General features: G+C 70.0%; 8 protein-coding genes. 6 read left to right on the plus strand and 2 right to left on the minus strand.

All coding sequences use genetic code 11. The features are described from left to right. Window positions 1-206 precede the first annotated feature (206 nt). On the minus strand, window positions 207-2,018 hold the full coding sequence (locus tag BLP83_RS16650) for a monovalent cation:proton antiporter-2 (CPA2) family protein (RefSeq protein ID WP_091245500.1): 1,812 nt from the start codon (window positions 2,016-2,018) through the stop codon (window positions 207-209). A 194-nt stretch (window positions 2,019-2,212) separates the two neighbouring features. Here BLP83_RS16650 and BLP83_RS16655 point away from each other — a divergent pair, with 194 nt between their 5' ends. From BLP83_RS16655 to BLP83_RS16680, 6 genes are read left to right on the plus strand one after another with little or no spacing between them, the layout of a single operon-like run. Beyond that, a complete protein-coding gene (locus BLP83_RS16655; RefSeq protein ID WP_091245502.1) occupies window positions 2,213-8,713 on the plus strand; it encodes an Ig-like domain-containing protein in 6,501 nt (2,166 codons plus the stop codon). Between the two features lie 60 nt (window positions 8,714-8,773). Next, window positions 8,774-9,280: a phage tail protein gene (locus BLP83_RS16660; RefSeq protein WP_091245504.1), complete on the plus strand. Its 507-nt coding sequence runs from the start codon at window positions 8,774-8,776 to the stop codon at window positions 9,278-9,280. 10 nt (window positions 9,281-9,290) lie between these two features. Continuing rightward, entirely contained in the window at window positions 9,291-9,794 is a 504-nt protein-coding gene (locus tag BLP83_RS16665) for a phage tail protein (protein WP_091245507.1), read from the plus strand. Window positions 9,795-9,804: 10 nt separating this feature from the next. Continuing rightward, on the plus strand, window positions 9,805-10,326 hold the full coding sequence (locus BLP83_RS16670; RefSeq protein WP_091245509.1) for a phage tail protein: 522 nt from the start codon (window positions 9,805-9,807) through the stop codon (window positions 10,324-10,326). 57 nt (window positions 10,327-10,383) lie between these two features. Further along, window positions 10,384-11,010 (plus strand): hypothetical protein, encoded by a 627-nt coding sequence (locus tag BLP83_RS16675; RefSeq protein ID WP_091245511.1) that lies wholly within the window; start codon window positions 10,384-10,386, stop codon window positions 11,008-11,010. Further along, entirely contained in the window at window positions 11,010-11,564 is a 555-nt protein-coding gene (locus BLP83_RS16680) for a GNAT family N-acetyltransferase (protein ID WP_091245513.1), read from the plus strand. The genes BLP83_RS16675 and BLP83_RS16680 overlap by 1 nt, the downstream gene beginning before the upstream one ends. Before the next feature lie 25 nt (window positions 11,565-11,589). Here BLP83_RS16680 and BLP83_RS16685 read toward each other — a convergent pair whose 3' ends face one another. Beyond that, window positions 11,590-11,889, minus strand: coding sequence for a DUF6916 family protein (locus BLP83_RS16685; RefSeq protein ID WP_091245515.1), 300 nt, complete (start codon window positions 11,887-11,889; stop codon window positions 11,590-11,592). Window positions 11,890-11,913 lie beyond the last annotated feature (24 nt).

The following is an 11,913-nucleotide window of genomic DNA, read 5'->3' on the forward strand; positions in this document are numbered from 1 at the left end:
GTCGGCCCGCTGCAACGAAGACGTTTCCTCAGAGCGTGCGAAAGAACCCAGACGCCGCAGCGAGGGCGTCTCTGGGCGTTCGTGGCAAAGCGCCGTGCGCGAATTCAAGGGAGTTTGGCGAGCTAGTGACCGCGGAATTCACGTAGCGCGCTGCCGCCACGGGCGGCCAGAGGCGGCCGCAGCAGTCGGAGGGTTCTCACAGGCTCTCAGCCCTGCGCGCCGCGGGCGCGTTCCGAGGCCGCATCGGCTTCGAACAGCCGTTCGAGATCGGCGAAAGCCTCGCGCGAGCTCTGCACCAGCGCGGCCTCGTCGTCGTAGACCAGGTGCTGCTCGCGCAGCAGGGCCTCGTCATGCTCGCGGAAAGTGCGCAGGCGCGATTCGACCACCGCGGCATCCTGGCCCAGCGCCAGCAGCACGCTGCGGGTCATCTCCAGCGCCGCCGGAAAAGTCTCGCGGGTGATCCCTTCGATGTTGAGATCCATCAACCGGAAGGCGTGCTGGCGGTTGCGCGCGCGGGCATACACCTTCAGATGCGGGTACAGGCGCTTGATCATGCGCGCAGTGCGGATGTTGGCCTCGGGGTCATCGGTGGTCAGCACCAGCACCTCGGCGCGGTCGGCGCGCGCGGCCCGCAGCAGCTCGGACCGGCTGGGGTCGCCGAAGTAGAGCGTGTTGCCGAAACGCCGCGACAGCTCGACCTGCTCGGGGCTGTTCTCCAGTGCGGTGAACGGGATGTGCTGGGCACGCAGCATGCGGCCGATCATTTGCCCCATGCGGCCGAAGCCGGCAATGATCACCTTGGGCTCGTGCGCGTCGTCGATGGTGTCGAAGGCGGGCGCGGCGGCCTTTGCCCTCTCCAGCCGACCGCAGTGGCGATCCACCGCCATCAGCAGCAGCGGCGTCGCCGCCATCGACATGCCGACGATCACCACCAGCAGGCTCGATTCGGCCGGCGCCAGCAGGCCGGCCTTGCCGGCCTCGGAAAACACCACGAAAGCGAACTCACCGCCCATCGACAGCACCGCCGCCAGCTGCAGCGGCGCGCCGGTCTTGAGCTTCGCCGCCTGGCGTCCGACCACCCACAGCACGACGAACTTCAGCGCCAGCAGCGCCAGGGTGCCGATCACCACCTGGCCCGGCTGGGCGACGATCACGCCGAGGTCGATGCTCATGCCCACGGCCATGAAGAACAGACCGAGCAGCAGGCCCTTGAAGGGCTCGATATGCGATTCCAGCTCGTGGCGGAACTCGCTTTCGGCCAGCAGCACCCCGGCCAGGAAGGCGCCCAGCGCCATCGACAGCCCGGCCTGCTGCACCAGAAAGGCCGAGCCGGCGACGACCATCAGCGCGGAGGCGGTGAACACCTCCACCGCCTGCGCGCGGGCGACGACGCGGAACAGCGGCCGCAGCAGGTAGCGGCCGCCGATGACGATGGCGAGGATCACACCGACCGCCTTCAACACCGCGTCGAGGCCGGGGGCCGACTGCGCCGCGGCCTTGGCCTCGCCCAGCAGCGGGATCAGCGCCAGCAGCGGAATCGCGAAAGCATCCTGGAACAGCAGGATGGCGAAGGCCGTGCGCCCATAGTCGGCGGTCAGCGCCTTGCGCTCGGCCAGCAGCTGCAGGCCGACCGCCGTGGACGACAGGGCCAGGCCCATGCCGACCACCAGCGAGGCCTTCCAGCCGAGGCCCCACAGCGCGATCGCACCGCCGATCAGCGCCGCCGACACCCCCACCTGCAGGCTGCCGATGCCGAACACCTGGCGGCGCATCACCCACAGCCGCGCCGGCGAAAGCTCGAGGCCGATGATGAAAAGCAGCATCACCACGCCGAACTCCGAGGCCGCCAGCACCGACTCAGGATCGCTGATGAAGCCCAGCACGTGCGGGCCGATCACCACGCCCGCTGCGAGGTAGCCGAGCACGGCGCCCAAGCCGAGCCGCCGGAACAGCGGCACCGCGATCACCGCAGCGATCAGGAAGACGAGGGCGTCGGCGAGGAAACCGTGTCCGTGCATGGCCGCTGGAATGGCTGTCAGATCCGACAGTATGCCCTCTTGCTCCTGCTGGCCCGGCGCGCGCGCCGCGACCGGATGAGGGGTGCTCGGCACTTTTCACGCTTACAAAGAAGGCAGAGACTGTGAGCCGCTTCGCGGTCCGGTCCAGGGACGCCGAGTCTGCCGTGTCACGCACCTCCTGAGGGGATTCCACCATGAAGATCGATCTCGTCGGCCACGGCCGGCGCGTCCTGCTGTCCAGCCTGTTGGCCCTGGCCGGCGCGCCGTTGGCCGCTCACGCCTACTCGTACTCGGTCCTGATCGACTCGGACAACGATCCGGCCACCGGCTGCAGCGTGAGCACGCCCGACGGCAGCGTGACGGGTATCGATGCGCGGCTCGACGCGAGCGTGAGCTTCGATCCGCTGCAGGTGCAGAGCCAGAGCGTCAGCCGCTGCAGCGGCGGCAGCTTCGGCGCGCCGGAGAGCGTGCCGGCCGGACATCCGGTGGGCGTGGACCGCGGCCCCGGCGCCACCGATGTGGTCGAGCTCGGCGTGGCGCGCGGCCTGCTGGGCGATCGCCTCGGCAGCACCTGGCGACTGACCTTCCTCGCCAGCAGCCCACTGCTGGGCGCAACCGATGCCGCCGGGCCGGTGCTCGGCACCGGACTCGGCCTGCCGCCGCCGGTGCCGCGCCCTGCCGTGATCCCGGCCGCCGGTGCCGGCGCGCTGATCCTGCTCTGCCTGGCGCTGGGCCTCGCCGCCGCCTGGACCCTGCGCCGCCATCCCGGCCTGATGCTGGCGGCGCTGATGCTCGGCGCCGTCTCCAGCGCCGGCGTCGCCTGGGCCGCCGGTTACCGCCTCGACGGCGAAATCGGTGACTGGGACGCGACCGCGCTGCTGACCGATCCGGCCGGCGACACCACCCAAGCGGAGCCGCAGGTCGATCTGCGCGGCGTCTATGCCGCCAGCGAAGGCAACTCGGTGTTCTTCCGCTTCGACGTCGCCGAGATGCGCCTGCCGGTGCTGGTACCGTCCTTCCTCAACAGCAGTTTCAGCGTCGACGAGAACAGCGCCAACGGCACCGTCGTGGGCAGCATCAACGCGGCGCCCGGCGGGCTGTCGAGCCTGCTGCGCTTCGCCCTGTCGGCGCAGAGCCCCAGCGCCGGCTTCAGCGTCGACAGCGCGAGCGGTGAGATCCGCATCGCCGACAGCAGCCAGCTCGACTTCGAGACCCGCCCGAGCTTCAGCCTCGACGTGCTGGTCACCCTGCAGGGCGCGCCCGGCTTCAGCCTCAACCGCACGGTGACGGTGACCCTGAACGACCGCAACGAAGCCCCGCAGATCGCCGCGCAGAGCTTCAGCGTGTTCGAGAACGCCGCCAGCGGGACCGTGGTCGGCAGCGTGGTCGCCACCGATGTCGACGCCGGCGCCAACGGCCAACTGGGCTACAGCGTCGTCGGCGGCAGCGGCCAGACGGTGTTCGCGATCAACGCCAGCAGCGGCCAGATCACCGTGGCCAACGCCGCGGCGCTGAACCTGGCTGCTTCGCCCTACAGCCTGCAGGTGCAGGTCAGCGACGGCGGCGCGCCAGCGCTGACCGCAGCGGCGGCGATGAGCATCACGGTCAACAACGTCAACGACGCGCCCAGCTTCAGCGCCGGCCCGAGTCCGGTGGTGGTGCTGGAGGACAGCGCGCCCTACTCGCAGAACTGGGCGACGGCGATCAGCGATGGCGATGGCGGCACGCAGACGCTCAGCTTCGAGTTCAGCGGCAACTCCAACCCCGGCGTGTTCGCCACCCCACCCGCGATCAGCCCGACCGGCGTGCTGAGCTTCACCCTGGCGCCCAATGCCAACGGCAGCGCCGATCTCGATGTGCGTCTGCGCGACAACGGCGGCACCGCCAACGGCGGCGTCGATGTCTCGCCCGTCGTCAGCTTCCGGATCACCTCCACGCCGGTGAACGACGCCCCGGGCTTCACGATTCCGGCCAGCGCCCCGCCGGTGCTGGAAGGCGCCGGCCCGCAGACCGTGGCCGCCTTCGCCACCGCCATCAGCGCCGGCCCGGCCGATGAAGCCGGACAGACCCTGAGCTTCGCCGCCAACGTCACCGCCAGCACCGGCAACCTGAGCTTCGCCGTAGCCCCGGCGCTGGCGCCCAACGGCACCCTGAGCTACACCCCGCAGGCCGGCACCAGCGGCACCGCCACGGTCAGCGTGGTGCTGAGCGACAACGGCGGCACCGCCAATGGCGGCGTCGACAGCAGCGCGCCGCAGAGCTTCACCATCGCGGTCAACAACGTCAACGACGCCCCCAGCTTCACCCCGGGGCCCAGCCCGATCGCAGTCCTGGAAGACAGTGGCGCCTACAGCGCCGCCTGGGCCAGCAACCTCAACGACAACGACGGCGGCATCCAGACCCTCAGCTTCGTGGTGCTGTCGAACTCGAACCCGGGCCTGTTCAGCACCGGCCCGGCCATCAGCCCGACCGGCGTACTGAGCTTCACCCCGGCCGCCAACGCCAACGGCGTCGCCACGCTCAGCCTTGCCCTGCGCGACAACGGTGGCACCGCCAACGGCGGCATCGACCAGAGCGCCCCGGTCAGCCTGGTGCTGGACGTGACGGCGGTGAACGATGCGCCCAGCTTCAATATTCCGGCGAGCTCGACGCCGGTGTTCCAGGACGCCGGCCCCACGGTGCAGGCGGGCTTTGCCACCGCCATCAGCCGCGGCCCTGTCGACGAGGCCGGGCAAGCGCTGAGCTTCGCCCTGACCGTCACCGGCAGCACCGGCAACCTGGCCTTCGCGCAGGCGCCGGCGATCGATCCGGCCACCGGCAACCTGAGCTTCGCCGCGCAGAACGGCACCTCGGGCACCGCCACGGTGAGCGTGGTGCTGAACGATGACGGCGGCACCGCCAATGGCGGTGTTGCCAGCAGCGCCGCGCAGGTGTTTACGATCGAAGTGGTCAACGTCAATGACGCGCCCAGCTTCACCCCGGGCGCCAGTCCGCTGGTGGTGGGCGAAGACAGCGGCGCCTACAGCGCCAGCTGGGCCACCGCGATCTCCGACAACGACGGTGGCACCCAGACCCTCAGCTTCGAACTCACCGCCGGTGCGGTCACGGGCGGGCTCAGCTTCAGCACGCCGCCCAGCATCAGCCCAAGCGGCGTCCTCAGCTTCACTCCGGCAGCGGACAGCAACGGCAGCGCCAGCTTCAGCGTCGTTCTCCGCGACAGCGGCGGCACCGCCTTCGGCGGCAGTGATGTCAGCCCCGCGGTGCCCCTGGTGATCGAAGTGCAAGCCCGCAATGACGCGCCGAGCTTCACGATTCCCGCGAGCGCGCCCAGCGTGGTTGAGAACGCGGGCGCACAGACCGTCGCCGGCTTCGCCACGGGCATGAGCCCAGGCCCGGCCGACGAAGCGGGCCAGACCGTGAACTTCCTGCTCAGCGTCACCGGCAGCACCGGCAACCTGGCCTTCAGCGCACCGCCGTCCATCGATCCGGCCACCGGCACCCTGAGCTACACGCCGGCCGCCGACAGCTTCGGCGTGGCCACGGTCAGCGTGCGCCTGCAGGACAACGGCGGCACCGCCAATGGCGGCATCGACACCAGCGCCGCGCAGACCTTCACCCTGGAAGTGCTGTTCGTGAACAACGCCCCGGTCTTCAGCGGCGGCGGCAACGTGACGGTGAGCGAGGACAGCGCCCCATACAACGCCGTCTGGGCCACCGCGATCGATGATGGCGACGCCGGCATCAGTCAGACGCTCAGCTTCGTGATCCTGAGCAATGACAACCCCGGGCTGTTCACGGCCTCGCCGGGCATCAATGCGACAAGCGGCAACCTGAGCTTTCAGCCCGCGGCCAACGCCAACGGGGTGGCCAACCTGAGCGTGCGGCTGCAGGACAACGGCGGCACCGCCAACGGCGGCGTCGACACCTCGACCACGGTCAACTTCAGCATCACCGTGACGCCCTTGAACGACCCGCCGACGGTGACGCCGCCCACCAATGTGGCCGTGCACCGCCACATCGGCATCGCGATCGGCAGCGCCAACGCCGCCAGCCTGCTGGCCAACGTCAGCGATGTCGACGGCGCCGGCGGCGCGCCCTTCAGCGTGACCGTGCAGACCAATGCGCTGACCGCCCAAGGCGGCCGCGTCAGCACCGCGGCCGACGGCAGCTGGAGCTATGCGCCACCGGCCAGCGAGACAGGCAGCGCCGACAGCTTCAACTTCGAGGTCTGCGATGCCGGTGTTCCGGCGCCGGCCGCCTGCACCACTGCAACCGCCACGGTGGCGCTCAGCGGCGAGGCGATCTGGTTCGTCGATGACGACGCGCCTGCCAGCGGCGACGGCACGCTCGCGCGTCCCTTCCAGACCCTCTCGGCAGCGGTGGCTGCGGCCAGCGCGAACGCCAAGATCTTCCAGTTCAGCGGCGCCTACAGCGGCGGTGTGACCCTGAAGAACGGCCAGCAGCTGATCGGCCAGGGCGCCAGCGGCGTCTTCGACGCGGTGTTCGGCATCAGCCCGCCGACGACCGCGGTCGCGCGGCCCAGCCTGGGCGGTGCGCGTCCGCAGATCACCACCGTGGCGGCGAACACCGCTGGCATCACCCTGGGCAGCGGCAACAGCGTGCGCGGCATCGAGATCGGCAATACCACCGGCGTCGGCCTGCTCGGCACGGGCGTCGGCAGTTTGAGCCTGGGCGAGAACCGCATCGTCGGCAGCGGCCAGGCCCTGGATCTTGCCAACGGCAGCATCACCGAAGTCGGCGGCAGCGCCTTCAGCGAAGTGAGTTCGAGCAGCGGCAGCAGCAACGTCCGCCTGGCCAGCTTGAGCGGCAACCTCACGCTCGGCAGTGGCGCCCTGTCCGGCGCCAGCGGTCCCGCCTTCGTGCTGGAGGGCGGCGCCAGCGGCCAGGTCAACTACGGCGGCAACCTCACCAAGACCACGGCCGGCCCGCTGCTGCGGGTCAGCCTGCCGGGTGCCGCCGGTCTCAGCCTGAGCGGCAACCTGAGCTGCACCGGCAGCTGCGGTTCGGGCTCGGCCGGCCTGATCGTGGAGAACCGCACGGGCGGCACCTACAGCTTCAGCGGCAGCAGCAAGGTGTTCAGCGGCAGCGGCAGCAGCCCGGGCCTGCAGCTGACCAACAACAGCGGCGCCACCCTGGAGTTCAGCGGCGGCGGCCTGGCGGTCAGCACCAGCACCGGCACGGCCCTCTTGGCCACCGGCGCCGGCCCGAGTGCAGCCAGCGGCGGCACCCTCGGCATCACCGGCAGCGGCAACACCCTCACCACCACCGGCGGCACGGCGCTGAACATGGTCGACACCACCATCGGCGCGGCTGGCCTGGTGTTCGAGCGGATCAGTTCGGGCGCGGGCAGCAACGTCGGCATCCTGCTCGACAACACCGGCACCAGCGGCGGTCTCAACGTCACCGGCAGCGGCAGCGCCGGCTCGGGTGGCACCATCGCCAACAAGAGTGGCGCCGACGGCCTCACCACCGGCAACGGCATCGTCCTGCTCGACACCGCCAACGTCGCCCTGCGCTGGATGCAGCTCAACGACTTCAGCAACTCGGGCATTGTCGGCCGCAACGTCAGCGGATTCACCCTGCGCGACAGCGTGCTGGGCGGCGTCATTGGCGACAACACCGGCGTGGTCGAAGGGCCGATCAACTTCGGTCTCGTGACCGGCGCCAACGGCCTGCAGGGCAGCGGCCTGCTGCGCAACCTGCGGGTCAGCGGCGGCGTCGAGCACAACCTCGAGTTCTACAACCAGTCCGGCAGCATGAACCTGACCATCGACGGCGATGCCGCGGTCAGCGAGGGCGCGAACCCGAACAGCGCGGCCGATGACATCGCCGACTGCCGCATCGACGGCGCCGGCGTCGACGGCATCCAGATCGAAACCCGCGGCAGCTCCACGTCGGTCATCAGCATCCAGCGCTGCCTGTTCCGCGACAACGCCTCGCAGGCGGTGCAGCACTCGGTGCTGGAGAACGCGCTCTCCGAGATCAGCATCGACAGCAGCGTCGCGCGGCGCCTCACCGCAGGCAACGAGGGCTTCCTGCTGCAGAACGGCGGCAACGCCCGGCTGACTGCGCGGCTGACCAACAACCGGCTCAACCAGTTCGGTGGCGCCAGCCTGTTCGTCGGCCAGGTCGCCGGCAATGCCAACGACCTCGGCGCCAACACCGGCCTCACCGCCATCGTCCGCGGCAACACCATCAATGCTCCGGTCACCGCCACCAACCACTCGCTGATCGTGTTCCTGACCAGCACCATCGGCCAGACCAGCCGCGCCAACGTGCTGGTCGAGAACAACACGATCGACCACCCGGGCAACAGCGGCACGACCCGGCCCTTCCTGGTCGACACCCCGGATGCCAGCACCACGCCAAGCTTCACCGCACGCATCGTCAACAACGTGGTGACCGGCGTGGATGCCGGCCTCGGCAACACGGCCGACGTCACCGCCCGCCGCGGCAGCGGCTGCTTCGACATCCGCGGCAACAGCGTGACTGGCCCCTTCGGCCTGCGCGCCCGCCAGGCGGCTCCGGCGACCGTGCAGCTCGAACGCGGCGTTTCGGGCTCCAGCGACCCGCTGACCGTGCTCGACGACAACCATCCGCCCGGCACGGTGACCAGCGTCCTCGGCACCCTCAGCCCCAGCGCCAACGGGACCTGTCTGCCCGCCCCGCTCTGAGTCTTCAACCTTCCACCATTGCGGCTGGGCGGCTGCCGCCCAGCCCTTCGGGAGATCCCCATGGCAGAACCCTTCCTGTCCGAAATCCGGCTGATGAGCTTCGTCTTCGCCCCCCGGGGCTGGGCCTTGTGCAACGGCCAGCTCCTGCCGATCAACCAGAACCAGGGGCTGTTCTCCCTGCTGGGCACCACCTACGGTGGCGACGGCAGGGTCAACTTCGCCCTGCCCGACCTGCGTGGGCGCACCCCGATCCATGTCGGCAATGGCCACACCCTCGGCGAGCGCGGCGGCGAACAGACGCACACGCTGTCGATCGCCGAGATGCCGACCCACACGCATGTGCTGAGTGCGACCAGCACCACCGGCACGGCCGCCGTACCCGCCGCCAACCTGGCGCTCGCGAAGTCGAACAACTATGAGGCCTACCGCGCGCCACAGGCCCTGGTGTCGCTGCAGCCGGGCTCGGTGGCAAACGTCGGCGGCTCGCAGCCCCACCTCAACATGCAGCCCTTCCTGACGATCAGCTTCTGCATCGCGCTGCAGGGCATCTTCCCTTCCCCCACCTGAGGGCATCGACATGGCACAACCCTATGTGGGCGAGCTCCGCATCTTTGCCGGCAACTTCGCCCCGGCCGGCTGGATGTTCTGCGAGGGCCAGCTGCTGTCCATCTCCGAGAACGAGACCCTGTTCCAGCTCATCGGCACGACCTACGGCGGCGATGGCCAGAGCACCTTCGCCCTCCCCGATCTACGCGGACGCATTCCGATCCATCAGGGCAATGGCTTCGTGCTGGCCGAAACCGGCGGCGTGGAGGAGGTCACCCTCAACATCAACCAGATCCCCTCGCACAGCCATCCGCTGCTGGGCTCCACCGATCCCGCCACCACCACCGAGCCCAGGCTCAACGTGATCGGCACGCCCGCGTCGGCGACACCGCTGTTCGCGGCCCCGCCGAATCTGAGCCTGTCGGGCAACTCGATCAGCCCGGTGGGCGGCAGCCAGCCGCACAACAACATGCAGCCCTACCTGTGCGTGAACTTCATCATCTCGCTGTTCGGGATCTTCCCGAGCCCCACCTGAGGTAGCCGTCGTGGCCGACCCCTTCGTTGCCGAAATCCGCATCTTCCCGTTCAACTTCGCGCCGCGCGGCTGGGCCTTCTGCGACGGGCAGATCCTGCCCATTTCGCAGAACACCGCGCTGTTCTCTCTGCTCGGCACCACCTACGGCGGCAATGGCCAGAGCAACTTCGCACTGCCGGATCTGCAGGGATCGGCGCCGATGCATCCCGGCCAGGGGCCGGGCCTGAGCCTGCACGATCTCGGTGAGACCGGAGGCTCGGAGACGGTCAGCCTGCTGGAGTCCGAAATTCCCTCCCACTCGCATGCGCTGCGCGTCTACAACGACGTCGGCGAGGACCGTCTGGTCAATCCCACGGCAGCACTGGCGCGCTCCACCGGCGGACAGCTCTACGCCGCGCCGGGCCCGCTGGTGGACATGGCCAGCGAATCGCTGGTGCCCGCCGGCGGTGACCAGCCGCACAACAACATGCAGCCCTACCTCACCCTCAGCTTCTGCATCGCCCTGCAGGGCGTGTTTCCGCCGCGCAGCTGAACCCGGCCGCTCTCTCCGCGACCGCTCGCGGGCCGCGGACTCCACACAGGATTCCTCATGGATCGTCGCGCTTTTCTCGCGGGCAGCACCGGCGGTATCGCCGCCGCGGCCCTTATCCTTCCGCTGCGTGCCGGCGCCGGCGACGCTGCCGCACAAGTGCTCAGGCTGGACCGCCCGGCCGCCCTGTGGCGGCCTTTCGAGGCGGGTTTCGCGGCCGGCGCGGAACAAGGCGTGCAGCGGCTGCGCCTGCTGGGGCTGCAGCGGGCGGCGCAGTCGAGGCTGCAGTCTCTGACCCTGGATGCCCTGTTCGCAGAGGCAGGCGGCACGGCAGCCCGCCATCGCGCCTGGCGCTTCGAGAGCGCGCGCGCCCACGGCAACAGCGGCAGCAGCAGCCTTGTGCTGCCGGCTGCGGGCCTCGGCCTGGAGTTCCGGCTCGAAGCGCAGGGCGAGGCGCTGCCGCGCTACCTGCGCATCGACGTGGCGCACTGGCCCGAGGGCGACTACCTGGTCCGCCTCGACACGCCCTGCGTGGCGGCGCTGGCCTGCGGTGCAGGCGTGCATGGCCTGCCGGAGGGTGTCGACGGTTTCCACCTGCATCTGATCGCCGAAGCCGACAGCCCGGACCTGTGCCGACGCGCCGACCTGGCCTGTCTGCAGCAGGCGGCGGAGCCCGCCAGCGCTTGATGTCGATGCCTGTCTGCGCCGAACCGACCGCGCGCACGGCCGCGCTGCGGCAGCTGTTCGCGGGCGACTGGCGTGAACGCCCCGCGGCGCTCACGCTGCGCGAGGAGACCGGGCACGACCTCGCGCTGCTGCGCAGTCTCTACGCCAGCACGCGCAGCGAGGAGCTGGCGCGCAGCGGCTGGACGGACATCCAGCAGCAGGCCTTCATCGACCAGCAGTTCAACGCCCAGCGCAGCCACTACCGCCAGCACTATCCGGGCGCAGTGTTCTTCGTGATCGAGCACGCCGGCGCCGGCATCGGGCGGCTTTACCTGCACTGGGGTCGCGAGGAGCTGCGGCTGATGGAAATCACCCTGCTGCCCGATTGGCGTGGCCGCGGCGTCGCCCGCCAGCTGATGCGGCAGATGCTCGACTGGAGCGCCGAGCGCAGCCTGCCGATCACTCTGCACGTCGAACCCTTCAACCCTGCCCACGCCTGGTATCTACGGCTGGGCTTCGACACACTCGAAGTCCGCGGCGTCTACCACTTCATGCGCCGCGCGCCGCAGGGCTGATCGGCCCGGAGCCGCCGCGGCAGTTTCAGTTGAAGACCGCCTCGTAGAGCAGGCCCTGCGGATCGCGGCGGATCGGCGTCATGAACACCTGCAGGCAGCCATGACGCGGATGGGTGATCGCGTAGACGCCCTGGCCGAGGTTCAGCTCGGCGGGGCCGCGCAGCTGCAGCGAAAAGCCGGGCAGGCCCCGAGCGCTGGAATGCGGGTTGGGCTCGACGGCTTCGACGCGCAGCGCGAAGTGCTGGCCCGCAGCTTCGGTGGGCAGGGCCTCGCCGAGCAGGGCGGCGAAGTCTTCGGCGGGGATTTCGTTCAGGGGCGCGCTCATGCCTGCAGTCTAGGGCAACACGGA

This window comes from Aquimonas voraii (genome assembly GCF_900101825.1).
In the GTDB taxonomy this organism is placed as follows: Bacteria; Pseudomonadota; Gammaproteobacteria; order Xanthomonadales; family Xanthomonadaceae; genus Aquimonas; species Aquimonas voraii.

Bases quoted from the DNA above. Each gene is read 5' to 3' on its own strand.
- BLP83_RS16650 (WP_091245500.1), bottom strand. From the start codon at position 2,018: ATGCACGGACACGGTTTCCTCGCCGACGCCCTCGTCTTCCTGATCGCT.
- BLP83_RS16655 (WP_091245502.1), top strand. From the start codon at position 2,213: ATGAAGATCGATCTCGTCGGCCACGGCCGGCGCGTCCTGCTGTCCAGC.
- BLP83_RS16660 (WP_091245504.1), top strand. From the start codon at position 8,774: ATGGCAGAACCCTTCCTGTCCGAAATCCGGCTGATGAGCTTCGTCTTC.
- BLP83_RS16665 (WP_091245507.1), top strand. From the start codon at position 9,291: ATGGCACAACCCTATGTGGGCGAGCTCCGCATCTTTGCCGGCAACTTC.
- BLP83_RS16675 (WP_091245511.1), top strand. From the start codon at position 10,384: ATGGATCGTCGCGCTTTTCTCGCGGGCAGCACCGGCGGTATCGCCGCC.
- BLP83_RS16680 (WP_091245513.1), top strand. From the start codon at position 11,010: ATGTCGATGCCTGTCTGCGCCGAACCGACCGCGCGCACGGCCGCGCTG.
- BLP83_RS16685 (WP_091245515.1), bottom strand. From the start codon at position 11,889: ATGAGCGCGCCCCTGAACGAAATCCCCGCCGAAGACTTCGCCGCCCTG.